Source organism: Cupriavidus sp. C1SS-2L (assembly GCF_057073735.1).
On the sequence record NZ_CP172709.1, the window covers coordinates 108301 to 134905 of the forward strand.

Consider the following 26605-nt stretch of genomic DNA (forward strand, 5'->3'; position numbering starts at 1 on the left):
GGACGATCCCCAAGACGGACACGGGTACAGCGTTCCAATGAGGGCAGTGGTGGGACGCCTTCGGCTGCGCTGCGCGCGGTCGTAGTCGGCGGCAAGCTCATCAACTTCGCTGGCGCCCGAGGTCTGCTTTTCTCTCTCTCTTCCTTCGCGCATGCCGGCCATTCGGCCGGAGGACCAACAAAAAAGGGGCAAGCCTGACGCTTGCCCCTTTTGCGCTTCTGCAATCGAGAACTTGATCAGCTTTCGATCTCGGCCCACCCTTGCATCGCCTGGCCCCCAGCATCGTCTCCGGTCCAGAGGATCAGCTTGCCGGCTTGTGCCGGATCGGCCGTGCCGCCAACGGTGATGATGTCCTGGTCGAACAGCGGTGCCAGTCCGCGGAAACCGAAGCGCCGCACATGTGCCTGGGGCTGTTCGCGCGCCACCAGGTCGAGCATCAGCATGGCCTGCATCGGGCCGTGCACGACGAGGCCCGGGTAGCCTTCCACGTCCCGCGTGTACTCGCGGTCGTAGTGGATGCGGTGGCCGTTGAAGGTCAGCGCCGAATAACGGAACAGCATGACCGGATCGGCGCGCAGCGTGCGTTGCCATTGCGCCGTATGCTCCAGGCGCGGACGCGGCGGCTGCGGCTTGCCGATTTCCGGCATGGCGCGATAGACGATGTCGTGGCGCTCGCGCACGGCAATCTGGCCGTTGACGCTCAGTTCGTGGTCAACGGCGACGAACCACAGTTCGCCGCTGCGGCCGGACTTGTGCTGGACGTCCTGGATGGTCGAAGTACGCGTCACGGTGTCGCCGACGTGAATCGGGCGTTCGAACGACAGCTCGCTGCCGGCCCACATGCGGCGCGGCAGCGGCACGGGCGGCATGAAGCCACCGAGAGCCGGATGGCCGTCGGCGCCGATATCACGCTGCGGCGCGCGCGGCAGGAAGTAGAGCCAGTGCCACAGCGGCGGCAGCGGCCCCCGCACCACGGCTTCCGTGTCAAGGTCAAAGGTGGCGGCCAGGCCGATCACCGGTTCCGGCGTCAGTGTCTCGGTGCGCGATTCGCTGCGGCCGATCCATGTGCGCAGATGGTCGAGTTGGGAGTTCTGGGTCATGACGACTACCTTCGTGTTCAGTGTGCCGCTGACGGTTGCGCCAGCGCGAGCAGGCGACGCGCCTGTTCGATGACGGGGCGATCCACCATCTTGCCGTCCACCTGCACGGCATGGCTGCCGCTGGCGGTCGCTTCCAGCACGCGCCGCGCCCAGTCGAGTTGCTCGGGCGAGGGCAGGAAGCCGGCACGAACCGCACCGAGCTGTGCCGGGTGGATGCAGAGCTTGCCGCCAAAGCCAAGTGCGCGGGCATAGGCCACGTCGTCGGCCAGGACGGACTCATCCTTCAGCGCCGTGGTGACGCCGTCGACGGGAGGCGTCAGGCCAGCCACGCGCGATGCCAGAACGATACGCGCACGCGCATAGGCCAGCGCATCGCGCGTGTGGCTGCAGCCCAGGTCGACCGCATAGTCGAGCGAACCGAATGCCAGCCGGGCAACACCGTTGGCAGTCGCCACGGCATCAACCTGATGCAGCCCGAGCGCGGTTTCGATGATGGCGATCAGCTCGGCTTCCGGATTGATCCCGCGCAGGACCTCGGTGATCGCAGCCAGTGCCGCGGCGTCTTCCGCCTTTGGCACCATCAGGCCCGCCAATGGCGTGCCCTTCGGCAAACTGCGCAGCCATTCGATGTCGGCGGCGAAGCCCGCAGCGGCGCTGTCATTGATGCGTACATTGGCATTGGCAGCGGCGCCCGCGGCTAGCCAATCCGCAATGGCCTGGCGCGCCGCCGGCTTGGCGTCCGGATGCACGGCATCCTCGAGGTCGAGGACCATCACATCGGGCTTCGCCGCGGCGGCCTTGTCAAAGCGTTCGGGCCGGTCGCCCGGCACAAACAGGTAGGTGACTGCAGTGGACATGGTCTGTGCCTCAGCGTGCGGGCAGCCAGTCGTTGACGGTCGGTGCGCTTTCCAGGGCCCACACGCGCGCAATGATCACACGCATCTCGGCCTCGGTCGCACCGTGGCGGAATGCGCCCAGCTGCAGCGCCTTGGCCTCAAGCTCGGGGCGCGAGAGCGTGTTGTCCGGATCGCCCTTGGGCACATCGACGCGCGCGGCCAGCGTGCGGCCGTCGGTGGTGCGCACCGTCACGCGGCCGATCCACTGGCGCGGGTAGGCGGCGTTGATCTCGTCGTCAAGCTCCATCTCCACCTTGCCGCGGAAGCAGGCAACCTTCGCGTCCTGCAGCGCGTGCTGCTCGAACTCGGGCAGGCCGGCGTGACCGTGCACGGCAACCAGGCCCAGCACCGTACCCATCGAGAACTTGGCCTGATGGATAGTGGTCGGGTTGACCACCGGGCCGAGAACATCGATGGCGCCCTGGTGCACATGCGTCGTGACGCTGGCGATCTGGTCGGCGCTGACGCCCTCGCGTTGCATCAGCACCTTCAGCGCGTCGGCAGCCGGATGGGTGTGGCGGCACGAGGCGAAGAACTTGAACGAGGTCTCGGCCGTGGCCCAGCGCGTGCCCAGGCCATCGGTCAGGCAGGCCGGGTTCGCATCGCTCGACATGCCGGCGGCCATGCCCTGTGCGCCTTCAAGGATCTGCTTCGCACCGGTGAAGCCGGCACGGGCCAGCCACGCGGATTGCAGGCCGTCGGCGGCGGCCTTGGCGGTGTGCAACTGCTTCGAGTCCGCAGCATCGCGCAGGAATTCCCACAGGCCGGCGGCTTGCGTGCCGGCCGAGCCCAGCGCCTGGTTGATGCCTTCGGCGTCGAGGTTGTAGAGCTTCGCGACCGCTGCAGCGGCAGCCAGCGTGCCGACCGTGCCCGTGGTGTGGAAGATGCGGTAGTGCGACCGGCCCATGAATTCGCCGATGCGGATGCCTGCTTCGTAACCGGCGATGGACGCCAGCAGCACCTCCGCGCCGGTCTTGCCTTCCGCCTGCGCGGCGGCGACCACGGCCGGGAACACCACGGCAGCCGGGTGCAGCACCGAGCCATTGTGCACATCGTCCTGCTCGACCACGTGCGACGACGCGCCGTTGATCAGCGCGGCAAAGTACGGCGAGGTGCGGCGACGGTCGACGAAGACTTCAGCGTCGCCGGTCGACGGGCCCATGGCGGCCGCGAATTCCTGGATCTTGCATACGGCGGGAGCATCTTTGCCGGCAATCGCCGAGGCGATCCAGTCAAGGAACAGGTCCTTGGTGCGCTCGATGACAGGGGCGGGTACGTCAGCCAGCGTGAAGCGGGCGAGGAATTCGCAGAGCTGGCGGGTCGGGTAGGTGTGGTCAGCGCTCATGTTGGCTGGGTGCCGGTAACGTTTGAAAAAGGGAAAGGCCCGGGCGAAGCCGGACCCTTCCGCTCAGACGACTTTCTTGGCGGCCAGGGCTTCGACGTCCGAAGCGCCATAGCCGAGTTCGGCCAGGATGGAAGCGGTGTGCGCGCCCAGGGCGGGGATGGCGCCCATCGCCGGCTCCACGCCGGAAAGATTGGCCGGCGGCAGCAGCGCGTCGACGGTGCCATTCGGCGTCTCCACCTTGCGCCAGCGCTCGCGCGCCTGCAACTGCGGATGATTCCACACGCCTTCGATGTCGTTCATCGGGGCGTTGGCAATCTGTGCCTGGTCGAGCAATTCCTCGACCTGTGCCACGGTCAGCGTCGAGAAGCGATCCTCGATGATGGTGGTGAGTTCGGGCCGGTTGCGCACGCGCGCGGTATTGCTTGAGAACCGCTCGTCCTGTGCGAGTTCGCGATTGCCGAGCACGATCTCGCAGAAGTTGGCGAACTCGCGCTCGTTCTGCACGCTGAAGATCACGCTGCCATTGGCAGTGCGATGAATGCCATACGGCGCGATGGTCGGGTGCGAGGCGCCGACGCGCGCCGGCGGCTTGCCGCCGTAGTGACCGAGGTAGAGCACCTGGTTCATCCACTCCGCCATGGTTTCCAGCATGGTGACCTGCACGCGCAGGCCCTTGCCGGTGCGCCCGCGCTGCAGCAGCGCCGAGAGGATGCCGCTGTAGGCGTACATGCCGGCCGAGATGTCGGCAATCGACACGCCGGCACGCGACGGCTCGTTCGGGCCGCCAGTCAGGCCGACCAGGCCGGCCGCGGCCTGGATCAGCAGGTCATAGGCCTTCTTGTCGCGATAGGGGCCCGCGTCGCCGTAGCCCGAGATATCGCAGACGATCAGCTTTTCGTAGCGCGGATGCAGGGTGTCGAAGTCGAGGCCCATGCGCGCGGCGGCGCCAGGGGCGAGGTTCTGCACCAGTACGTCGGCATCGGCCAGCAACTTGTGCAGGATGGCTTGTGCCTCGGCGTCTTTCAGGTCGAGCGTCAGGCTCTCCTTGCCGCGGTTGAGCCAGACAAAGTACGACGACTGGCCGTGCACGGTCTCGTCATAGCCGCGGGCGAAATCGCCCACGCCAGGGCGCTCGATCTTGATCACGCGCGCACCGAGATCGGCAAGCTGGCGCGTGGCGAAAGGGGCCGCGACCGCGTGTTCGAGCGACACCACGCGGATGCCGTCGAGCGGCCGGATGCCGTTGGGCGTAGATGCAGTCATGCGCGGCCTCAGAACGAACGCGGCAGCTCGAGCACGTGCTCGGCCACGTAGGACAGGATCAGGTTGGTCGAGATCGGTGCGACCTGGTACAGGCGGGTCTCGCGGAACTTGCGCTCGATGTCGTACTCGGCCGCGAAGCCGAAGCCGCCGTGCGTCTGCAGGCAGACGTTGGCCGCCTCCCACGATGCATCGGCGGCGAGCAGCTTGGAGATGTTGGCTTCCTTGCCGCACGGCTTGCCGGCGTCGAACAGCGCTGCAGCCTTGTAGCGCATCAGGCTGGCGGCTTCGACGTTGACGTAGGAGCGTGCGATCGGGAACTGAATGCCCTGGTTCTGGCCGATCGGGCGGTCGAACACAATGCGCTCGCGTGCATAGTTGCTCGCGCGCTCGACGAACCAGTAGCCATCGCCGATGCACTCGGCGGCGATCAGGATGCGCTCGGCGTTCATGCCGTCGAGGATGTACTTGAGGCCCTTGCCTTCCTCGCCGATCAGGTTTTCGGCCGGCACTTCGAGGTTGTCGAAGAACAGTTCGTTGGTCTCGTGGTTGACCATGTTGCGGATCGGCCGAACTGTCAGGCCCTTGCCGATGGCTTCACGCAGGTCGACCACGAACACCGACAGACCCTCGGACTTGCGCTTGACCTGGTCGAGCGGCGTGGTGCGGGCCAGCAGCAGCATCAGGTCCGAGTGCTGCACGCGCGAAATCCACACCTTCGAGCCGTTGACGACGTACTTGTCGCCCTTGCGCACGGCAGTGGTCTTGAGTTTGGTGGTGTCGGTGCCGGTGGTCGGCTCGGTCACAGCCATCGACTGCATGCGCAGTTCGCCCGAGGCGATGCCCGGCAGCCAGCGCTTCTTTTGCTCTTCCGAACCGTGGCGCAGCAGGCAGCCCATCACGTACATCTGGCCGTGGCAGGCGCCGGAGTTGCCGCCGTTGCGGTTGATTTCTTCCATGATGACCGAGGCGGCCGTCAGCGACAGGCCCGAACCGCCGTAGGCCTCGGGGATCAGGGCCGACAGCCAGCCCGCGTGGGTAAGCGCCTGAACGAATTCCTCGGGAAAACCGTTCTGTTCTTCAATGCGCTGCCAGTAGGCCGAATCGAAACCCGCGCAAAGGTCGCGTACGGCTTCGCGGATTTCCGGGAAAAGCTGGTCTTGATCCTGATCTGCAAACATGGGGTAGGCCCGGTCGATTTGAATGGGGCCATTATTCCCGACAGCCCTTTGGCCTGAAATTCGGATTTGCGAAAGAGCGGCTTAGGTGCGGCTTAGGTGCGGCTTAGGTGCGGCTTGGGGGCGGGCCAGTGTGGAGCCCAGATGCGAGGCCGGCACAGCGTGCGCATTCTGCGGTGAAAGGCCAGCCCCAATAGCAAGACGCCCGGCGAGCCGGGCGTCTTCTGGCATGCTATTGGCGCGGAGCGTATCAGCGCATGAACAGCCAGATCAGGATCAGCACGAAGGCCGGAACGCCGAGAAGCCACGCGATGATATAGGGCATGATGTGCTCCTTCCTTTTTTGTACGTATTCACGATAGAAGGAACGGCTGCGCTGTCGTGTCCGGGGGCATCCGGTTGCGCTGTAGGACGGCATCGCATTTGTGTGGCGTGACGTGGCGAGCGCCTGCCACGCGAAGAATCGCGGTGCGCATCACTAATTTTGATCATGATACGGCGCCGCGCATCGGTCACAATGGCATGGCGGTTCGCATTGGCGACGGGGAGGCGTCACCTGCGGTCCGCCAAAAAAAGCAGGGGAAGCAAAACGGATTACGTCCTCACCTGGCGCACAGGGCCGGCACATGGCGGCGAGACGGGACGATGTCCGCGAGGGGCGTAGACGGCGCGCCCGGCGGCACTGCGGTGCCGCCGGGCAAGGCCGCGCTGCGTCGCCATGTCGCCCGCGCGCCCGCCCCATGCGGCACGATCAACGGCAGGGCGCTGTCCTGCTTCGCACGCACATTCCAGGCAGCTGATTGGCTCTCGTGCCGGCCCGCCGCGCGCAGTCGGGAAATTCGATCTTTCTGCGCGCAACCGCACGCTCCGCGCAGCGGCGCAGGCCTATGCTCTGTCGCAGAGGCCCCGTCGTCAGGGGCCCACCGCAGGGGAGTGTGGCATGAAAGCAATCATCAGTGACGAAGCGGCGTTCGCCGTGTTCGTAGGATCCCGTTTCCCGTACTACCGCGCTCGCTGGCAGGTCGCGGCGGCGAACAACGGCATGGCGTGGAACTGGGCCGCGTTCTTCTTTGGGCCCTTCTGGATGGCCTACCGCCGCATGTACTGGCAGGTCGGCGTCTACGCCATCGTCCTGTGCGCCGAACCGGTGCTGCACGCATTGTTCCATGTCCAGATGCCGGATGTGCTCGCACGGCCGCTAGCCTATGCCATGGCGCTGGTCCTCGGCTTCTACGGTAACCAGCTGTACCGCATGCATGCGGAATCGACGATCCAGCGCCTGCGCGATTACCACTGGTCGCCCGAAGTGGTCAACGATTCCCTTGCGCGCTGCGGCCGCACGAGCTGGCCGGGTGTGGCGGCCATGGCGCTGCTGATCGCGGTCATGCTGGTGTCGCTGCGGCCGCTCGCGAGGCTGGTGGCCTAGCGCCGCCAGTGGGCGAACGGCCATGTATTGCCAACTCTATACAGGCTCGCGCGCAGCGTCGACCAGGTACTGGATCAGGGTTTCGGCGAACTGTGGCAGTTCGCGGCCCGGGCGGCGGCACAGGCGCAATTCGCGGCGCGCCCATTCATCTTCCAGCGAGATAAAGCGCAGCACCTTGCGACTCGCATAGCGGCGCGCACAGCTGTTCGGCACGATGGCGATGCCGGCGCCGGCCTCGACCATGCGGCAGACCGCGTCGAAGCTGCCGACCTGGATGCGCAGGCTGATACGCTTGCCCATGCCGCTGGCGATGCGGTCGAGGAAGGACTGGATCGCGCTGAACTGGTTCAGGCCGACGAAGCGGCAGGTATCCAGCAGGTCGGCGAAGTGCAGCCGCTTGAACTGCGGCAGCGGGTGGTTGACCGGCGCAATCACGATCAGTTCGTCGCTGCACAGGTGCATGACGTCGAGATCCTGGGTCGCGACTTCGCCCGCCACAATGCCAAGGTCCGCCGCGCCCGCGCTGATCGCGGACACGATTTCCTGCGACAGATGCTCTTCCAGCTCCACATCGACGTCAGGGTTTTCACTTAGAAAACGGGACAGGCCCGTCGCCAGGAACGAGTTGGTGGCGGTCGTATTGGCCAGCAGGCGGACCTTGCCCTTGACGCCCTTGGCATAGGGACGCAGGTCGGAGTGCAGGCATTCGAGCTCGCGGAACACCTCGCGCGCATGGTGCAGCAGTGTATCGCCGGCCGGGGTCAGCCTGACGCCTTTCACCTGGCGGATCAGGAGCTGGGTCTGGAACGCCTCTTCCAGTTGCTTGATGCGCGTGCTGGCTGCCGGCAGGGACAGGAAACTGCGCTCCGCTGCGCGGGTCAGGTTTTCCGTTTCACCGACGTTGAGGAAAAGGCGCAGGTCGGTCAGGTCGTAATGCATGGGGTTCCGTCAGGCCAAAGGCCACTTTTGCGATTCGTGAATTCCAATGTTTCAGCCGCCAATTTATCGTATCTCGCGTGGCAATAACATCCGGACATGCTTGCCTGCGACTGGCACGGCCGTCGCGGGCAGCCGTTATTGTCGCCAGAAACGCGGTCTGTTGACCGGGAAAAGCATTCAGAGGAGCAACGCAATGAGCGGTTTGATGGCAGGCAAGGTAGCGCTGGTAACGGGCGCGGGTGGTGGAATCGGGCGCGGTATCGCGCTGGCGATGGCAGCTGCCGGCGCCAAGGTCGTGGTCAACGACCTTGGCGTGTCGATGACCGGCGAAGGTGGCGATGCCGGTCCCGCACAGCGCGTGGTGGAAGAAATCCGCGCGGCCGGCGGCGAGGCCGTGGCGAACACCGACAGCGTGTCGACCTGGAACGGTGCTAACGCCATCGTCCAGTGCGCGCTCGACAACTTCGGCCGCATCGATGCCGTGGTCAACAACGCCGGCAACCTGCGCGACCGCATGTTCTTCAAGATGAATGAAGAGGAATGGCGTTCGGTTATCGACGTGCACCTGCACGGCACCTTCTTCGTGAGCCGCGCCGCAGCCAACTATTTCAAGGACCAGGAAGGCGGCGCCTTCGTGCACATGACGTCGACTTCGGGCCTGATCGGCAATCTGGGCCAAGCCAACTACTCGGCCGCCAAGCTCGGCATCGCCGCGCTGTCGAAGTCGATCGCACTCGACATGCAGCGCTTCAACGTGCGCTCGAACTGCATCGCGCCGTTCGCATGGAGCCGCATGACCAGCTCGATCCCGGCCGAGACGCCGGAAGAGAAGGCACGCGTGGCCAAGCTGCAGAAGATGGAAGCCGGCAAGATCGGCCCTGTGGCCGTCTACCTGGCCAGCCCGTCCGCAGCCGAGGTCAACGGTCAGATCTTCGCCGTGCGCGCCAACGAAATCATCCTGATGAGCCAGCCGCGCCCGGTGCGCTCGGTGCACATGAGCGAAGGCTGGACGCCGGAATCGATTGGCGAGATCGCCATGCCGGCCATGCGCAACAGCTTCTTCAAGCTCGAGCGCTCGCCCGACGTGATCAGCTGGGATCCGATCTGAGATGGCGCCCGCCATGCAGGGCGCACTGGCCGGTGTCCGGGTGCTCGACCTGTCGCGCATCCTGGCCGGGCCGTGGTGCGCGCAGAACCTGGCGGATCTCGGCGCGGAAGTCATCAAGGTGGAACGCCCCCGGGTCGGCGACGACACGCGCTCCTGGGGCCCGCCATGGTTGCCGGATCCTGAAGGCCAGCCTTCGCGCGATGCCACCTACTTCGCCGGCGCCAATCGCGGCAAGCAGTCGCTGACGCTTGACATCGCGAGCCCGGAAGGGCAGGCGATCGTGCGCGAACTCGCGGCCAAGTCGCACATCGTCCTCGAGAACTACAAGGTCGGCGACCTGAAGCGCTACGGGCTCGACTATGAAAGCCTCAAGGCGATCAATCCGGCGCTGGTCTATTGCTCGATTACCGGCTATGGCCAGACCGGGCCCAGCGCGCACAAGCCGGGCTACGACTTCATCTTCCAGGGCATCGGCGGACTGATGAGCGTGACCGGCGAGCGCGACGACCTGCCCGGTGGCGGTCCGCAGAAGGTCGGCGTGGCGGTGGTAGACGTGCTGACCGGCATGTACGCGACCGTGGCTGTGCTTGCCGCACTGCGGCATGCCGAGCGCACGGGCGAAGGCCAGCATATCGACATGGCCCTGCTCGACGCCGTGGTGGCCGTGGGCGCGACGCCGATCATCGCCCAGCGCATTACCGGCCAGGCCATGCCGCGCTATGGCAATGCGCACGCGAACATGGTGCCGTACCACGTCTTTGCGACGTCGGATGGCTACATGATTGTCGCGGCCGGCAACGACGGCCAGTGGCAGGCGTATTGCCGGGGTATCGAGCGTCCGGATCTGGCCGTCGACGAGCGCTTTGCCACGGGCTCGGGTCGTATCATCCACCGCGAATTGCTGGTGCCGATGCTCGAGGCCCATATGCGCACACGTCCGACCGCACTCTGGGTCGAGGCGCTGGAGGCGCAGGGCATTCCGTGCGGGCCGATCAACGACTACGCGCAGGTGCTCGACGACCCGCAGGTCCGTCATCGCGAACTGCAGGTCGACCTGGTCCGCAAGGACGGTGCGATCTGCCCGACGGTCAAGAGCCCGCTGCGGCTGTCAACCACGCCGGTGCAATATGACGCGCCGCCGCCGCGCCTTGGCGAACACACGGAACGTGTGCTCGCCGAAGTGCTCGGTTTGTCCGCGGAGCGGATCGCTGCACTGCGGGAGCAGGGCGTGGTCTGAGCGCGGGCATAAAAGCCCGACAGGGTCAAGCCGGCGATGGCGTTGTCATCGCCGGCTTTTTTTGTTTGCGCTGGTTTTGCCGGCTCGTTAGCTGCCGGCGCTTGCGAGCTGCCGGTATTCGCCGGGCGCCACGCCCGTCCATTTCTTGAACGCGCGGTGGAAGGTGCTCGGCTCTGAAAAGCCGAGCCGCAGTGCGACCTGCTGCAGCGAGAGGTCGGAGCGCTCGAGCATGCCGATCGCTACGTCGCGCCGCAGGTTGTCCTTGATATTCTGGTAGCCGCGCCCTTCGTCGCGCAGCCGCCGGCGCAGCGTTTGCGGCGTCAGGCGCAGCATCTGCGCCATCTGCTCCAGCGATGGCAGTTCGTCGTCGAGGTGCGAGCGCAGGTGCAGGCGGATGCGTTCGGCCAGGCAACTGTTGTCGCGGTAGCGCACCAGCAACTTGTGCGGCGCCTCGCGCAGGAACTCGCCGAGGCCGGTGGCATCCTGCATCACCGGCAGTCGCAGCCAGGCGGCATCGAAATGCAGCGCCGTGCAGGGCTGCCCGTACCGGACCGTCGTGTTGAAGATGCGCTCGGTGTCGGTCTGTCCCTTGGGCGGACCCGCGCTCAGGTCGACGCGGGCCAGTGGCACGCGCCGTGCCACCAGCCAGTTGATCAGGCCGTAGGCGTGGAAGACGAACGTCGACTCCGCGAACACGTGGCACGGCGTTGCCGGCGCATGCGCTTGCAATTGCACGGAAACGGTCTTGCCATCGTCGCTGCGGTGCAACCGAGGCGTGAAGTCGCCGATGTGCAGCCGGTACTGGCGCAGCCCGGCCTGGATCGCTTCTTCCAGCGTCGCGCAGTGGATCATTGCACTGGCAGCCTGGGCGAACACCCCCGGCGGCACGGGGCGGCTGAGCAGGCCCCAGAGTTCGTCGCGCGTGATGCGGCGCAGCGTGCGGATCAGTGCGGCGTACTGGTCTTGCGTGACGCGCGCGGTGGGCGATGCCAGCAGTGCCGGCGAGATGGCCGCGCGGCGCAGCAGCGCATCGATATCGCCGCCGAGCCGGCGCACGCCGAGCACGATCTGCTGGACGTGATGGATGGCGATCGTGTGGCGCGCCGGCGCCGGCGCTGCGGCCAGCGTTGTCATAACCGTGCTGGCGGTGCCGGCCAACGCCGGACCCGGCGCGGCGATGCTGCGCGGCATGCCCGGCACGGGATGCCGGTGAGCGGGCGTGGCAACGATGTGCATGAGTCTCCTCGTCGTGTTGGGGCGCGCCGGGCATTGCCCTGGCAATGGCGGACTGGCGGCATGGTGGCCTGAGGCAGACCTTATCGCGGTCGGGTCGCACCGCACAATCGGGATTTGCCAAAGCCTGCCTTTCAACTGAGCGATTCGGCCAATCATTTTGGGTCGTCTGGTCATTGTCCGGACCACCTCCCATCGCGCACCCTCTCGCTGTGGAAAGGTCCGCACCGAACGGACCGCCACCGGCAAGCCGGACACGGCCACGCCAACGGATACATCGCCGGCGTCAGCAAAACGGGCAGAGCCCTTCGCCGCGAACCAAAAACACAAAGGAGACAACCACATGCAGGCAAATCGTCGTAGTGCATTGCAGCGTCTTGGTGCCGGGTTGCTGGCATTGGGCGGGGTCGCAACCGGCTTGCTGGGCGCCGGTTCGGCGATGGCGCAAGTGGCCTTCCCGTCGAAATCCGTGCGCCTGGTGGTTCCTTATCCGGCCGGCGGGGCGACTGACGTCCTGGCGCGTGCCATTGCCGACGGTCTGGGCAAGGCCTGGAAGCGTCCCGTCGTGGTGGAGAACCGCCCTGGCGCCAGCAGTATGATCGGCTCGGAAGTGGTGGCACGCGCCGAGCCGGACGGCTACACCGCACTGCTCACCATCACGACGCTCGTGCAGGCGCCGAGTCTTTACACCAAGGCCCCGTTCGACCCGGTGAAGGATTTCGCGCCCGTGTCTGAGCTTGGTACCACGAACCTCGTGTTCGCCGTCAACGGCGCAGTGCCAGCCACGAACCTGAAGGAATTCATTGCGCTGGTGCGCGCCAAGCCTAAACAGTATTCCTTCGGCTCGTACGGCACCGGTTCGAGCGGCCATCTCTACGGCGAGATCTTCAACGAGACCGCCAAGCTGGACATGATCCATGTCTCCTACAAGGGCGAGGCGCCTGAGTTGAACGACCTGCTCGGCGGCCAAGTGCCATCGGCGGTGATCTCCGTAATGGGCGCCAAACCGCATAACGCCTCCGGGCGCCTGCGCGCGCTTGCCGTGACGGGTGCTTCGCGTTCGCCGCAACTGCCTGATGTGCCGACATTCAAGGAAGCCGGCATCGCCGGCATGGATTCGCTCGGCTGGTTCGGCCTGCTGCTGCCGGCCGCCACGCCGCGCGCGATCGTCGAGAAGTTCTCGGCCGACGTCAACAAGGTGCTTGCCGACCCTGCGGTGCGCGCGCGCATGAACGAACTGGGCGTGATCCTGACCGGCAGCACGCCCGATGCCTTTGCCCAGACCGTGCAGTCCGACTACGTACGCTGGGGCAAGGTGATCCGTACCCACAACATTCGTCTTGACTGAGCCTTTGCCTGACATGAAGTCCGCCAGTACCTCCCAGCCTTACCGTTCCCCCGCCTGGCCCGCCGGCTTGCCGGCGTCGCTGCATGCGCCGCGTACCAGCCTGTTCTACAACCTGGAGGTGGCCGCGCGCCGCTATCCCGACAAGACCGCGATCCAGTACTTCGGCGCCGCGATTTCCTACGCCGCGCTGCTCGACGAGGTCGAGCGCATGGCTGGCTATCTGCAGCACACCTGCGGCATCCAGCCCGGGGACCGGGTGGTGCTGTTCAGCCAGAACTGCCCGCAGTTCATCGCGGCCTACTACGCCATCCTGCGCGCCGAGGCCGTGGTCGTTCCGGCCAACCCGATGTGGCTGGAGGCCGAACTCGAACACGTGGTCGCCGACAGTGGCGCCGTGGCCGTGTTCTGCGGCAGCGAACTGTACGACCGCGTTGCCCCGTTGCACGGCAAGGCATTGCGCCATGTGATCGTGCACCACTATGCGGGCATGCTGCATGACGACGGTGGCCTGCCCGTGCCGGCCTGGCTGCGCGAGCCGGCGCCCGCGCTGAGCGCGGCACCGAGCGGTGCGATGCCCGTCACATGGGAGGCCGCTTGCAATGCCGGCCAACTGCCACGTCCGCACGAGGCCGGCTACGACACGCTGTGCATGCTGGCCTACACGTCCGGCACGACCGGTAACCCCAAGGGCTGCATGCATACCCACGGCACCATGATGAGTTCCGCGGTGGGCTCGCAGGTGTGGCGCAGCAGTACGCCGGAGGCGGTGGTCCTGGCGGTGGCCCCCATGTTCCACCTGCTCGGCATGCAGAACTGCATGCATTCGCCGATCTACCTCGGCGCCACCGTGGTGCTGATGCCGCGCTGGGAGCGCTCGCTCGCCGCCGACCTGATCGAGCGCTATCGCGTCTCGGTATGGGGCGCGCCGCCGGCGATGCTGGTGGACTTTTTCGCACAGCCCGGCGTGACGCAACGCGACCTGTCCAGCCTGGCGTTCCTCGGCGGTGGCGGTGCGGCCATGCCCGATGCCGTGGCCAATATGCTGCAGGAGCGCTTCGGCCTGCCCTACGTCGAGGCCTACGGCATGACCGAGACGGCGTCGTTCCTGCTGTCGAACCCCCGTCAGAAGCCCAAGCGCGAATGCCTGGGCATCGCCACCTTCGGTGTGGACGCTCGGGTAGTCGACCCGGAAACGCTGGCCGAACTGCCGCAAGGCGAGATCGGCGAGATCGTCGCCCATGGCGCGCAGGTGATGCTCGGCTACTGGAACAACCCGGAGGCCAACGAAGAGTCGTTCGTCGAGATCGACGGCAAGCGCTTCCTGCGCACGGGCGACCTGGGCTTCATGGATGAAGAGGGCTACTTCTTCATGCGCGATCGCCTCAAGCGGATGATCAACGCGTCGGGCTTCAAGGTCTGGCCGGCCGAGGTGGAGAACCTGCTGTACGGGCATCCGGCGATCCACGAGGCTTGCGTGATCGCCGCGCGCGATGACCATCGTGGCGAAACGGTCAAGGCCGTCGTGGCGCTGCGTGCGGAATCGCGCGGCACGCCAGAGGCTGACCCGGAACGCATCATGGCCTGGTGCCGCGAGCGTCTGGCTGCCTACAAGGTGCCGCGCATCGTCGAATTCGTCGACGCCCTGCCCAAGTCGGCCACGGGCAAGATCCAGTGGCGCGCGCTGCAGGAAGAGGCCATGCAACCGGCGGGCCTGGGCAAGACGGGCATGGAAGGCCGGTGAGACCGGACCAAGACAGAGTTTTGGAGAGAGACAGCATCATGCAGAAGAGCAGACGAACCTGGCTGGCGCAGGCCGGCACCCTGGCGGGCGCCGCCATGCTTGGCAACGTGGGCCAGGCAGTGGCCCAGAACTACCCCAGCAAGCCGATCCGTATGGTCGTGCCATACCCGGCCGGCGGCGGCACCGATACCGTGGGCCGCATGATCGGCCAGCGGCTGGCCGAGGCGTGGGGCCAGCCGGTGGTGGTCGACAACAAGCCCGGCGCGAGCGGCATGCTCGGCAACGACATCGTCGCGAAGGCGACACCCGATGGCTACACGGTGCTGCTGGCCATCACGGCGCTGATCCAGTCGCCGAGCCTGTACAAGCGTACGCCGTATGACGTGAACAAGGATTTCACGCCGGTTTCGCTGATCGCCAAGTCGTCGGATCTGTTCGTGGTGCCCAACCGCGTGCAGGCCAACACGATGCGCGAGTTCATCGCGCAGGCGAAGGCCGGCAAGCTCAGCTATGGCTCGTATGGCAACGGCACGTCGTCGCACCTGCACGGCGAACTGTTGCGGCAACAGGCTGGCATCGAGCTGACGCACATTCCGTACAAGGGCGCGGCACCGCTGCTCAACGACTTGCTCGGCGGCCAAGTCGATTCGGCATTCGTCGATGTGACGTCGGCGTATCCGTACCTGACCAGCGGCAAGTTCAAGATCCTCGGCATTACGGGCACGCAGCGCTACAAGGCTATTCCGAACGTGGCGACGTTCGCCGAGCAGGGCCTGCAGGGCTTCGAGCCGAGCGGCTGGTTTGCGCTTTTTCTGCCCGCCAACACCCCGAAGGACGTGACCGCACGCCTGGCCGCCGAAACCGCCCGCATCGTGAAGCTGCCCGAGATCACCCAGAAGCTGGCCGGCATGGGCCTTCAGCCAGTCGGTTCCGCGCCGCAGGAGCTGGCCGCCGTGGTGTCGGGCGACATGCCCAAGTGGGCCAAGATCGTACGCGACGCGCATATCCAGCTGGACTGAGCGCCAGTCAGGCATCGAACCGCAGCATTACATGGAGTCATCAATGGAAACGATTCGCTATGCCGTGGAAGACGGCATTGCCACCCTTACGCTCGATTACCCGGCCCGCAAGAATGCGCTGAACGGCGTCATGCGCCGCGAAATCGGCGATGTGATGCACCAGCTGCGCCAGGACACCAGCGTGCGCGCGCTGATCCTGACTGGTGCCGGCACCGATTTCTGCTCGGGCGGGGACATCAGCTCCATGCAGGGCGAGATCAGCGCAGCGCAGGGGCGCCAGCGGCTGGGCAATATCCATCCGTGGCTCGAGACGCTGATCAATCTCGAGATTCCTGTCATTTCCGCGGTCGATGGCGCGGCTTTTGGCGCGGGATTCAGCCTGGCGCTCACCGCTGACATCATCCTGGCCACCCCGCGTGCCCGGTTCGGGTTGCCGTTCCTGCGTCTGGGTTTGATTCCGGATTGTGGCGTGTTTTACACATTGCCTCGCATGGTCGGCCTCCAGCGCGCCAAGGCGCTGATGTTCTCGATGCGCGAGCTCAACGCCGAGGCGGCCCAGGAGCAGGGCATCGTCATGGAGATCGTGCCAGCAGACAGCCTGCAGGAGCGCGCCCGTGCGATGGCCCGCGCCTTCACCGAGGCCTCGCCCGTTGCGCTGGCGCTAACCAAGAAGGCGCTCAATGCGTCGCTGAACCAGGACCTGCACAGCATGCTGGCCATGGAGGCGGACGGCCAGGGCATCGCGTTCGCCACGGAATACCGCCAGGAGGCCGCGAATCGCTTCCTGTCCAAGCAGCCGCCGCGTTATCGCTGGCCTGACTAAGTCCTGCGAAGCAACAGGGTGCGTGCGGCATGCTGCGCTGCGGTATGGCGGACAGGCGCCCACCTCGCAAGGCTTCAACGAAATACGCCCATCTATATAGAGGCGCGACAGCGGTAATGCCGCCTGTCCTCCTTTTCCCTCTGCATTTCGAAGTCGATACACATCATGGGATCTCCCGAACTGAATGCCACCGCCGCTGCCTCCACCGAGGCCCCCTGGATGACCGAAGACCTGGTCCTGTTCCGGGACACGGTGCGGCGCTTTGTCGAACGTGAACTGGCGCCGAACGAATCGCGCTGGGCCGAGCAGGGCTATATCGACCGCGACGTCTGGCGCCGTGCCGGCCAGATCGGCCTGCTGTGCGCGAGCATCCCCGAGGAATACGGCGGCGGTGGTGGCACCTTTGCGCACGAGGCCGTCATCACGCAGGAAATGGCGCGCGGCATCTGCACCAGCCTGGGCAATAACGTGCATAGCGGCATCGTGGCCCACTACTTGCTCAACTACGGCACACAGGCGCAGAAGGAGAAATGGCTGCCACAGATGGCCAGCGGCGAAATGGTGGCGGCGATCGCCATGTCGGAACCAGGTGCCGGCTCGGACCTCAAATCGGTACGCACCCGCGCGGTGCGCGAGAAGACAGAAAACGGGGATTGCTATCGCATCAACGGTGCAAAGACTTTCATTACCAACGGCTATCACGCCGACTTGGTCTGCCTGATTGCGAAGACCGATCCGGAAGCCGGCACGCGCGGGGTGTCGCTGATCATGGTGGAGACCCGTGATCTGCCGGGGTTCCGTCGCGGCCGCATCCTGGAGAAGATCGGACAGAAAGGCCAGGATACTGCCGAGCTGTTCTTCGACGACGTGCTGGTACCTTGCGAGAACCTGCTCGGCGAGCAGGAGGGGCAAGGCTTCTACCAGCTCATGCAGCAGTTGCCGCAGGAGCGGATGATCATCGCCCTTGGTGCGGTGGCGAGCATGCAGCGCGCCATCGAGCTGACGACCGACTATGTGCGCGAGCGCAAGGTGTTCGGTCAACCGTTGCTCGACTTGCAGAACACGCGTTTCAAACTGGCTGAGTGCAAGACCAATGCGACCATCGCGGCCACGTTCGTGAACGACTGCATGGTGCGGCTGATGGAAGGCAAGCTCGACGCAGCGACCGCGGCAATGGCCAAGTGGTGGTGCACGCAACGCAACTGCGAAATCATCGACGAGTGCCTGCAGTTGCATGGCGGCTACGGCTATATGCTCGAATACCCGATTGCACGCATGTACGCGAATGCGCGTGTCGGCAAGATCTACGGTGGCTCGAACGAGATCATGAAAGAGCTGGTCGCACGCACGCTCTGAGTGCTGTCATCAGCAGTCGGCGTGTGCTGATGCACGCCGCGAAAACCTCAGCAAAAGGCCGGCGAAATCGCTGGCCTTTTTTGTGTACTGGTTACAAAACCGTCTGTGCAGGCTAGGGCAGAAAGGTGTAAGGTTTGTCACAAGCCATAGTCAATGGCCCGTCGCGCGCGAGGAAGCGCTCTGGTTCAAATGTGGTGTTTTCTGGTTGGTAATGCCGTTGCTTACATACATGCGAATCGTCAACTTGAGCTCCACCCTCGCCGTTATTTGACTATGATGAAGTAAAGACTTCGCAACATGACCAGGTCGCCAAGCCGGGGTGGTGGACCGCGAAAGCTGACGCGAAGCCTCAGGGGAGTAGCAGTGCCTTGACCTCGGATGAGGACTCTGACGGGAGTGAGGAATGGACATTTTCGGCCATTACGCCACGCGTTTCGAAGCTCGCAAGGAAGAGGAATACAGCATCCAGGAGTACCTGGATATCTGCAAGAAGGATCCGACTGCCTATGCGACTGCGGCCGAGCGCATGCTCGCCGCGATCGGTCAGCCGGAGCTGGTGGACACCCACCATGATCCGCGCCTGTCCCGACTCTTCTTCAACAAGGTCATCAGGGTTTATCCGGCCTTCCGCGATTTCTACGGCATGGAGGACACGATCGAGCAGATCGTCGCGTTCTTCAAGCATGCCGCGCAGGGCCTGGAAGAGCGCAAGCAGATCCTGTATCTGCTCGGGCCTCCTGGTGGCGGCAAGTCTTCGCTGGCGGAGAAACTGAAGGCGTTGATGGAAGAGGTACCCATCTACGCGCTGAAGGGTTCGCCGATCCATGAATCTCCGCTCGGTCTTTTCTCGCCGGAGGAAGATGGCAAGATTCTGGAAGAGGACTATGGCATTCCGCTCCGCTACCTGAGCACCATTCCATCTCCGTGGGCGGTGAAGCGCCTGCAAGAGTTCAATGGCGACATCACGCGGTTCCGCGTGGTCAAGCTGCGTCCGTCGGTGCTGTCGCAGATTGCGATCTCGAAGACCGAACCGGGCGACGAGAACAACCAGGACATCTCCTCGCTCGTCGGCAAGGTGGATATTCGCAAGCTCGAGGATTTCCCGCAGGACGATCCTGACGCCTACTCGTATTCCGGCGGCCTGTGCCTGGCCAACCGCGGCCTGCTCGAGTTCGTCGAAATGTTCAAGGCGCCGATCAAGGTGCTGCACCCCATGCTGACCGCCACGCAGGAGGGCAACTACAAGGGCACGGAGGGCTTCGGGGCGATTCCGTTCGACGGCATCATCCTGGCGCACTCGAACGAGGCCGAGTGGCAGACGTTCAAGCAGGACAAGAACAACGAGGCTTTCCTCGACCGCATCTACATCGTCAAGGTGCCGTACTGCCTGCGCGTGTCGGAAGAGGTGAAAATCTACGACAAGCTGTTGCGCAGCAGTTCGCTGGCGGCGGCGCCGAACGCGCCGAGCACGCTGAAGATGATGGCACAGTTCGCGGTGCTCACGCGCATCAAGGAGCCCGAAAACTCGAACATCTTCTCGAAGATGCGCGTCTATGATGGCGAGAGCCTGAAGGACGTCGATCCGAAGGCGAAGTCGTACCAGGAATATCGCGACTATGCAGGTGTGGACGAGGGCATGAACGGGCTGTCGACGCGCTTCGCGTTCAAGGTCTTGTCCAAGGTCTTCAACTTCGACAACACCGAAGTCGCGGCCAACCCGGTGCACCTGCTGTACGTGCTCGAACAGCAGATCGAGCGCGAGCAGTTCCCGCCGGAACAGGAAGCGAAGCTGCTGTCGTATATCAAAGAGTACCTGACTACACCGTACGTCGAGTTCATCGGCAAGGAGATCCAGACGGCGTACCTGGAGTCGTATTCCGAGTATGGGCAGAACATCTTCGACCGCTACGTGGTGTTCGCCGACCTGTGGATCCAGGACCAGGAATACCGCGATCCGAATACCGGCGAAATCCTCGACCGCAACGCGCTGAATGACGAACTGGAAAAAGTGGAAAAGCCAGCGGGTATCTCGAACCCCAAGGACTTCCGCAACGAGATCGTCAACTTCGTGCTGCGCGCGAGAGCCCACAACGGTGGCAAGAATCCGGTCTGGACCAGCTACGAGAAGCTCAGGATGGTGATCGAGAAGCGCATGTTCTCCACCACCGAGGATCTCCTGCCGGTCATCTCGTTCAACGCCAAGTCTTCGCGCGAAGACCAGGAGAAGCACGAGAACTTCGTCAACCGCATGGTCGAAAAGGGGTATACGCCGAAACAAGTCCGACTGCTGGTGGAGTGGTATCTGCGCGTAAGAAAATCATCGTAACTGCGCCTGAACCAGGCCTCTTTTCGAAGGCATATACATGGGCACGGTCATCGACAGGCGTGAGAACGGCGGCAACAAAAGTGCCGTCAACAAGCAGCGCTTTATCAAGCGCTACCGAGAGCAGATACGCCAGGCGGTTGCGAAGGCGGTGTCCGGCCGGAAGATCATGGACATCGAGCAAAGCGGTCAGGTGTCCATTCCGGTCAAGGACATCTCCGAGCCGATCTTTCATCACGGCCCGGGCGGGCGGCGTGAGTGGATCCATCCCGGCAACAAGAAGTTCGTCCGGGGGGATTCATTCGACCGCCAGCAGCAGGGCGGCGGCGGAACCGGTTCGCGCGCCAGCGATAGCGGCGAGGGCGAGGACGATTTCGTCTTCACGCTGTCGCGCGAGGATTTCCTGAATTTCTTCTTCGAGGACATGGCGCTGCCGGACCTGGCCAAGCGCCACCTTGCCAAGATCGCGGAAGTGCGCAAGGTGCGCGCCGGCTACTCGATCGACGGCACGCCTTCGAACCTGTCGATCCTGCGCACCATGCGCAGTTCGATCGGCCGGCGCATTGCGTTGTCCAGCCCGTACCAGAAGCGCCTGCGCGAACTGGAGGACGCTTACAACGAGGCGCTGGAGAAGGAAGGTCCTTACGCGGACTCCGCGCTCGAGCTGATGAAAGAGATGCGGCACCTGCGTGCCTGCATCGACCGCGTACCGTTCATCGAGAAGCTCGACCTGCGCTACAACAACCGCGTGCTCAAGAAGCGGCCGCAGGCCCAGGCGGTGATGTTCTGCCTGATGGACGTCTCGGGCTCGATGGACGAGAGCCGCAAGGATCTCGCCAAGCGCTTCTTCATGCTGCTGTACCTGTTCCTGAAACGTAACTACGAGCGCATCGACGTGGTGTTCATTCGCCATCACACCGTGGCCAAGGAGGTGGAAGAGGAGGATTTCTTCCATTCGCGTGAGTCCGGTGGTACCGTGGTGTCGAGCGCGCTGAAGCTGATGGTCGAGGTCATCCATGACCGCTATCCGCCCAGCCAGTGGAACATCTACTGTGCGCAGGCATCCGACGGCGACAACTGGGCCGGGGATTCCGAGCTGTGTGGTCGTTTGCTGCGCGAGTCGATCCTGCCGCTGGTGCAGTACTACGCGTATGTGGAGGTTGCCTCGGAGGAACCGCAGAATCTCTGGGAAGAGTACCTGACGGTCAAAGGTCAGTTCGAGCACTTCGCGATGCAGCGCATCATCAGTCCGGACGAGATTTATCCGGTTCTGCACGACCTGTTCCAGAAGCGCGCGGCCTGACGGGCAAAAGGGCCTTTCCGGTCCATCGGTTCCGGTGGACCAGCAGGACGTTGACAGTGGCAACGCGGCGCAGCGTCGCCGTCCCGGGCAACGTATGCCGGGAGCGGCCCGCTTGCCCGCCAGATGGGGGTGAAGATGGCTTATCTCTCCACGGGTTCGGAATGGACCTTCGAGCTGATCAACCGGTATGACCGCGAGATCGCCCGTATTGCCGGCGAATTCGGCCTGGACACCTATCCCAACCAGATCGAGATTATCACCGCCGAGCAGATGCTGGATGCCTATGCATCGGCCGGCCTTCCGGTGGGATACAGCCACTGGTCATACGGCAAGCACTTCCTGGCCTCGGAACGCAGCTACCAGCGCGGCCACATGGGGCTGGCCTACGAGATCGTAATCAACTCCAACCCCTGCATCGCCTACCTGATGGAGGAAAACACGCTGCCCATGCAGGCGCTCACCATCGCGCATGCGTGCTACGGCCATAACTCCTTCTTCAAGGGCAACTACCTGTTCCGCGCCTGGACCAACGCGGACGCCATCATTGATTACTTGCTGTTCGCCAAGAACTACGTGGCCGAATGCGAGCAGCGCTATGGCGAGCAAGAGGTGGAACTCCTGCTCGACTCCTGTCACGCACTGCAAAACTATGGCGTAGACCGCTACAAGCGACCCAAGAAGTTGTCGATCACCGAAGAGCAGGCACGTCAGACCGAGCGCGAGAACTACCTGCAGATGCAGGTCAACGATTTGTGGCGCACGCTGCCCAAGCACCGCTCGCACGCGCTTGCGGCGGATGACGACGCGGTCGAGCCGGAAGGCACCTTCCCGCCGGAGCCCCAGGAGAACCTGCTCTACTTCATCGAGAAGAACGCGCCCAAGCTCGCGCCGTGGCAGCGCGAGATCGTGCGCATCGTGCGTAAGATCGCGCAGTACTTCTACCCGCAGCGCCAGACCAAGGTGATGAACGAAGGCTGGGCCACGTTCTGGCACTACACGATCATCCACCAGCTCTACGAGGAAAAGCTGGTCAACGACGCGTTCATGCTGGAATTGCTGCAGGCGCACACCAATGTGATCTACCAGCCGCCGTACCACAGCCCATACTACAGTGGCCTGAACCCGTACACGCTGGGCTTCCTGATGTTCCAGGACCTGCGCCGCATGTGCGAGAACCCGGACGACGAGGACCGCTACTGGGCGCCGGAGATCGCCGGCTCGGACTGGCGTACCACGCTCGACTTCGCCATGCGCAACTTCAAGGACGAGAGCTTCCTGCTCCAGTTCCTGTCGCCGCGCGTCATTCGCGAACTCAAGCTGTTCTCGGTGCTCGACGACGACCGCGAGAACAAGCTGCGCGTGACGGCCATCCATAACGATGAGGGCTATCGCATGATCCGGCAGCTGCTGGCCTCGCAGTACGACTTGTCCGGCATGGAGCCGAATATCCAGGTCACCAATGTCGATGTGGGTGGGGACCGCTCGCTGACCTTGCGTCACCAGCAAAGCGACCGCCGGCCGCTTTCGCACAACTTCGACGAGGTGATCCGCCACGTGACGCGCCTGTGGGGCTTCAACGTGCGGCTGGAAGTGGCGTATGAGGATGGCCGGCGCGAACTCAAGTACGAGTGCAAGCCGGAACGCCGCCACCGCAAGGTGCCCGGTGGCGGGCTGAGCCTAGCGGCCTGAGCCTGAGAGTTTTCCGTGTACGAAACGGCGGCCCTAACCGGGCCGCCGTTTCGTTTCGGATGTCAGCCAGCGGTCTCGCACCAGTCTCGCACCAGTTCCACCGCGCCGCGTGATGGCTCCGCGCACACAAGCTCGCCGAGCACGCGGCTCCACCAGCGATCCGAACCGTCGGCCACGCGCCATGCGTGCAGCCGGCGCGTGTAGAGCTGCAGGTCGAATTCCTCGGTGATGCCGATGGCGCCGTGCACCGCATGGGCGATGGCGGCCACCGGCGTGACCGCGTCGCTCGCGCGCAACTTGCCGATGGCGGCGCGGGCCGGATCGGGCGTGCTGCCCGAGCCTTCGCACGCGATCTGTGCGGCCAACCGCGAGGCGGCAACGTGCTCGGCCATCTCGCTGATCTGGTGCTGGATGGCCTGGAATTTGCCGATCGCGCGCCCGAACTGCAGGCGGTCGTTGGCGTACTGCAGCGTCATGTCCATGACCTGGGACAGTGCGCCGGCCATCTGCGCGGCATGCAGGCAGGCGCCGATGGTGCGCAGCGTGCCGGCGGGCAGTTCGAAGGCCTGTTCAGCCTGGATATCGGGGCGGCGCAGGCGCACGGTCAGGTCGGCGTGGGCGCCGGTCGGCTCGGCACCGGCGGTGGACGCCGGCAGCAGTACGCAGCGGGTGCCGGTCTGCACCAGGAACCAGCCCGCGTGGCGGGCGTCGGCCACCAGCGTGGCTGGGCTCTCGTCATCGAAACTTGCGAGTGCGATCGGTTCGGCTGGTGCCTGCACGCCGTGCGCGTGTAGCAGCGCGCGGGCGAACAGCGTCTGCGCGAGCGGCAGCGGCATGGCGTGACGACCCAGTACGTAGAGCACCGGGGCCACGTCGGACAGGGATAGTCCGGCGCCATCGGCCGATTCAGGCAGCAGGCAGTCGGCAAAGCCGCTTTCCAGCAGCGCTTGCCACAGTGGCGCCGTATCGGCACCCTGTTCGATGGCACGGACCGTGGCAGGTTGGCAAAGATCGCGCAGCAGGGCGTCGAGCGCGTCGGAATAGGTGTTATGCATGGCGGTGGACTCAGTAACGGACGCGTTCAGCGCAGACCCAGGCCGCGCGCAATCATGCCGCGCAGGATCTCGCGCGTGCCGCCGCGCAGCGAATAGGACGGGGCGATCTGCGTGACATAGGCCAGCGTGCGGTACAGCGCGCCATCGGCCGCGAGTGCCGGTTCGTCGCCGAGCGCGGCTTCGACAAGCGCCGGGATCGACTGCTCGAACGTCGTGCCGAGATCCTTAACCAGCGCGGCTTCGACCACCGGGCTTTCGCCGGCGGCCAAGCGCGCCGTTACGGCCAGCGACATGGACCGCAGCACCGCAAGGTGGCCGACCAGCCGGCCGGCGGTGACGGTGTCGCGCCGCGCTTCAGGCAGGCGCCGCAGCGCGGCCAGCCACGTATCGAGCAGCACCACGCTCGAGTACAGCCGTTCCGGGCCGCTGCGCTCGAAGGCGAGTTCCGCATTGACCTGTTCCCAGCCGCTGCCTTCCTGGCCGACCAGCGCGTCGGGCGCCAGCACCACGTCTTCGAAGCTGACTTCCGAGAAATGCGCATCGCCAGTCAGGTCCTGGATCGGCCGCACCGTGACGCCGGGTGCCGAAAGGTCGACGATCACCTGCGACAACCCCGTCTGCCGGTCCTGTGGCGTGCCAGAGGTGCGGACCAGCGCAATCATGTAGTGGCAGTGGTTCGCGTTCGTCGTCCAGATCTTGCGGCCATTCAGGAGCCAGGTTCCATCCGCTTGCCGCACGGCACGCGTCGCCACGCTCGCGAGGTCGGAGCCCGAGTTGGGCTCGCTCATGCCGATGCAGAAGAACGCTTCACCGCGGCAGATGGCGGCCAGGTACTTGGCCTTCTGCGCCGCATTGCCGTAGCGCAGGATCAGCGGACCGCTCTGGCGGTCCGCAATCCAGTGGGCCGATACCGGTGCACCGGCGGCCAGCAGTTCTTCGACTAGCACGAAGCGCGAGAACGGATCCAGGCCGGCACCGCCGTACTCGGCCGGCAGCGTAATCCCGACCCAGCCGCGCGCGGCGAGTGCGCGGCTGAAGGCAGCGTCAAAGCCCATCCACGAGCGTGCGCGGAGTTCGGGCGGCAGCTTCGGCATCTGTTCGGCCAGGAAGGCCCGGACCTGCTCGCGGAACGCCATGGCGTGCGGCGGCAGGCTGGTGAGCTGGAAAGTGGAAAGCAGTGCGGTCACGTTGAATATCCAGGTGCGTGTCAGTCGAGCGTGGCGCCGGAGTCCTTGACCACCTTGCGCCAGCGCGCCATCTCGGCGGACAGGTAGCTCGCATAGGCCTCGGGTGTCGAGCCGCGCGGCTCGGCGCCCTGCGCGGCCAGCGCGGATCGGGTTTCGGGGTTGGCCAGCGCCTTCATGGTTGCGGCGTTGAGCTTGCGGACGATTTCCGGCGGCGTTTTGGCGGGGACCATCATGCCCTGCCAGGCGCCGACTTCAAAGCCCGGCATGACGGTTTCGGCCACGGTCGGCACGTCCGGCAATTGCGAGCTGCGCGTGCTGCTGGTCACGGCCAGGGCGCGCATGCGCTTGTCGCGGATGAACGGCAGCGACGAATTGATGGTGTCGGTCATGAACTGCACCTGCCCGCCTGCCAGGTCCGTGAGCGCGGGCGCGCTGCCCTTGTACGGCGCGTGTACCGCGTTCAGGCCGTTGGCCTGCAGGAACAGGAACGCAGCCAAGTGCGTGACGTTGCCATTGCCAGCGGAGCCATAAGTCAGCTTGTCGGGATGGGCCTTGGCGTACTGGATGAATTCCTTGACGTTTTGCACCGGCAGTTGCGCGTTGACTTCGAGCACCAGCGGCACCATGGCGGTCAGCACCACCGGCGCGAAGTCGCGCCGCACGTCGTAGGTCAGCTTGCTGTAGAGCGCGGGGCTCAGTGCGATCGACGAGGTGTTGTACAGCACGGTATAGCCGTCGGCCGGCGCCTTGGCGACGATCTCGGCGGCGATATTGCCGTTGGCGCCGGGACGGTTGTCCACCAGCACCTGCTGGCCCAGCTCGTCCGTCATGCGCTTGGCGATCACGCGCGACACCAGGTCGGTTGGGCCGCCCGGCGGGAACGGCACTACCAGACGGATCGGATGGGCCGGGAAGCCGGCACCATCCTGTGCCAGCGCAGTCGCGCTGGCGAGCAAGGCCGGCACGAGCGCGGCCATGGTCTTCATGAGGGTCTTTGCCTTCATCTGTTGTCTCCTCCACGAAATCGTCAGGTCAATTC

21 protein-coding genes are annotated in these 26605 nt (G+C 64.9%); 11 read left to right on the top strand and 10 right to left on the bottom strand.

Annotation, left to right across the window (positions count from 1 at the left end):
- Positions 1–236: 236 nt before the first annotated feature.
- The 5 genes from ACIGJG_RS18265 to ACIGJG_RS18285 form a co-directional block, all read right to left on the bottom strand.
- A complete protein-coding gene (locus ACIGJG_RS18265) occupies positions 237–1100 on the bottom strand; it encodes an HTD2 family dehydratase (protein WP_011299663.1) in 864 nt (287 codons plus the stop codon).
- Between the two features lie 17 nt (positions 1101–1117).
- Complete coding sequence (locus tag ACIGJG_RS18270; RefSeq protein ID WP_011299664.1) at positions 1118–1957, bottom strand: HpcH/HpaI aldolase/citrate lyase family protein; 840 nt, start codon at positions 1955–1957, stop codon at positions 1118–1120.
- Between the two features lie 10 nt (positions 1958–1967).
- Positions 1968–3341 (bottom strand): MmgE/PrpD family protein, encoded by a 1374-nt coding sequence (locus tag ACIGJG_RS18275; protein WP_011299665.1) that lies wholly within the window; start codon positions 3339–3341, stop codon positions 1968–1970.
- Between the two features lie 63 nt (positions 3342–3404).
- A complete protein-coding gene (locus ACIGJG_RS18280) occupies positions 3405–4604 on the bottom strand; it encodes a CaiB/BaiF CoA transferase family protein (RefSeq protein ID WP_011299666.1) in 1200 nt (399 codons plus the stop codon).
- An 8-nt stretch (positions 4605–4612) separates the two neighbouring features.
- Positions 4613–5782 (bottom strand): acyl-CoA dehydrogenase family protein, encoded by a 1170-nt coding sequence (locus ACIGJG_RS18285; protein ID WP_011299667.1) that lies wholly within the window; start codon positions 5780–5782, stop codon positions 4613–4615.
- 937 nt (positions 5783–6719) lie between these two features.
- Between ACIGJG_RS18285 and ACIGJG_RS18290 the strand changes: the two genes are divergently transcribed.
- Positions 6720–7205, top strand: a complete 486-nt coding sequence (locus ACIGJG_RS18290) for a DUF2628 domain-containing protein (RefSeq protein ID WP_011299668.1) — start codon at positions 6720–6722, stop codon at positions 7203–7205.
- 36 nt (positions 7206–7241) lie between these two features.
- On the opposite strand, the gene ACIGJG_RS18295 is transcribed toward ACIGJG_RS18290, so the two are convergent.
- Positions 7242–8144, bottom strand: coding sequence for a LysR family transcriptional regulator (locus ACIGJG_RS18295; RefSeq protein ID WP_011299669.1), 903 nt, complete (start codon positions 8142–8144; stop codon positions 7242–7244).
- A 193-nt stretch (positions 8145–8337) separates the two neighbouring features.
- On the opposite strand from ACIGJG_RS18295, the gene ACIGJG_RS18300 reads away from it, so the two are divergent.
- Together ACIGJG_RS18300 and ACIGJG_RS18305 are read left to right on the top strand one after the other, a co-directional pair.
- A complete protein-coding gene (locus ACIGJG_RS18300) occupies positions 8338–9252 on the top strand; it encodes an SDR family NAD(P)-dependent oxidoreductase (protein WP_011299670.1) in 915 nt (304 codons plus the stop codon).
- 13 nt (positions 9253–9265) lie between these two features.
- Positions 9266–10489, top strand: coding sequence for a CaiB/BaiF CoA transferase family protein (locus ACIGJG_RS18305; protein ID WP_041680111.1), 1224 nt, complete (start codon positions 9266–9268; stop codon positions 10487–10489).
- Between the two features lie 87 nt (positions 10490–10576).
- Here the strand turns inward: ACIGJG_RS18305 and ACIGJG_RS18310 are convergent, their stop codons facing one another.
- Positions 10577–11725 carry an AraC family transcriptional regulator gene (locus tag ACIGJG_RS18310; RefSeq protein WP_483673714.1) on the bottom strand — a complete coding sequence of 383 codons (1149 nt, stop codon included), beginning with the start codon at positions 11723–11725 and terminating at the stop codon, positions 10577–10579.
- A gap of 340 nt (positions 11726–12065) precedes the next feature.
- On the opposite strand from ACIGJG_RS18310, the gene ACIGJG_RS18315 reads away from it, so the two are divergent.
- From ACIGJG_RS18315 to ACIGJG_RS18350, 8 genes are all read left to right on the top strand, one after another.
- Positions 12066–13070 carry a tripartite tricarboxylate transporter substrate binding protein gene (locus ACIGJG_RS18315; RefSeq protein WP_011299673.1) on the top strand — a complete coding sequence of 335 codons (1005 nt, stop codon included), beginning with the start codon at positions 12066–12068 and terminating at the stop codon, positions 13068–13070.
- 13 nt (positions 13071–13083) lie between these two features.
- Positions 13084–14811 (top strand): long-chain fatty acid--CoA ligase, encoded by a 1728-nt coding sequence (locus tag ACIGJG_RS18320; RefSeq protein WP_483673715.1) that lies wholly within the window; start codon positions 13084–13086, stop codon positions 14809–14811.
- A 38-nt stretch (positions 14812–14849) separates the two neighbouring features.
- A complete protein-coding gene (locus tag ACIGJG_RS18325; protein WP_011299675.1) occupies positions 14850–15830 on the top strand; it encodes a Bug family tripartite tricarboxylate transporter substrate binding protein in 981 nt (326 codons plus the stop codon).
- A gap of 43 nt (positions 15831–15873) precedes the next feature.
- Positions 15874–16653 (top strand): enoyl-CoA hydratase/isomerase family protein, encoded by a 780-nt coding sequence (locus tag ACIGJG_RS18330; RefSeq protein WP_140949814.1) that lies wholly within the window; start codon positions 15874–15876, stop codon positions 16651–16653.
- A gap of 165 nt (positions 16654–16818) precedes the next feature.
- Positions 16819–18009, top strand: a complete 1191-nt coding sequence (locus tag ACIGJG_RS18335) for an acyl-CoA dehydrogenase family protein (RefSeq protein WP_011299677.1) — start codon at positions 16819–16821, stop codon at positions 18007–18009.
- A gap of 403 nt (positions 18010–18412) precedes the next feature.
- Entirely contained in the window at positions 18413–20335 is a 1923-nt protein-coding gene (locus ACIGJG_RS18340; RefSeq protein WP_011299678.1) for a PrkA family serine protein kinase, read from the top strand.
- A gap of 37 nt (positions 20336–20372) precedes the next feature.
- Positions 20373–21635 (top strand): YeaH/YhbH family protein, encoded by a 1263-nt coding sequence (locus tag ACIGJG_RS18345; protein ID WP_011299679.1) that lies wholly within the window; start codon positions 20373–20375, stop codon positions 21633–21635.
- A gap of 135 nt (positions 21636–21770) precedes the next feature.
- Positions 21771–23324, top strand: a complete 1554-nt coding sequence (locus tag ACIGJG_RS18350) for a SpoVR family protein (protein WP_011299680.1) — start codon at positions 21771–21773, stop codon at positions 23322–23324.
- A gap of 62 nt (positions 23325–23386) precedes the next feature.
- Here ACIGJG_RS18350 and ACIGJG_RS18355 read toward each other — a convergent pair whose 3' ends face one another.
- The 3 genes from ACIGJG_RS18355 to ACIGJG_RS18365 are packed head-to-tail and all read right to left on the bottom strand — an operon-like array spanning position 23387 to position 26570.
- Positions 23387–24379 carry an acyl-CoA dehydrogenase family protein gene (locus ACIGJG_RS18355; RefSeq protein WP_011299681.1) on the bottom strand — a complete coding sequence of 331 codons (993 nt, stop codon included), beginning with the start codon at positions 24377–24379 and terminating at the stop codon, positions 23387–23389.
- Positions 24380–24405: 26 nt separating this feature from the next.
- Complete coding sequence (locus tag ACIGJG_RS18360) at positions 24406–25566, bottom strand: acyl-CoA dehydrogenase family protein (RefSeq protein WP_483673716.1); 1161 nt, start codon at positions 25564–25566, stop codon at positions 24406–24408.
- A gap of 20 nt (positions 25567–25586) precedes the next feature.
- Positions 25587–26570: a tripartite tricarboxylate transporter substrate binding protein gene (locus ACIGJG_RS18365; RefSeq protein ID WP_483673717.1), complete on the bottom strand. Its 984-nt coding sequence runs from the start codon at positions 26568–26570 to the stop codon at positions 25587–25589.
- Between the last annotated feature and the right edge of the window lie 35 nt (positions 26571–26605).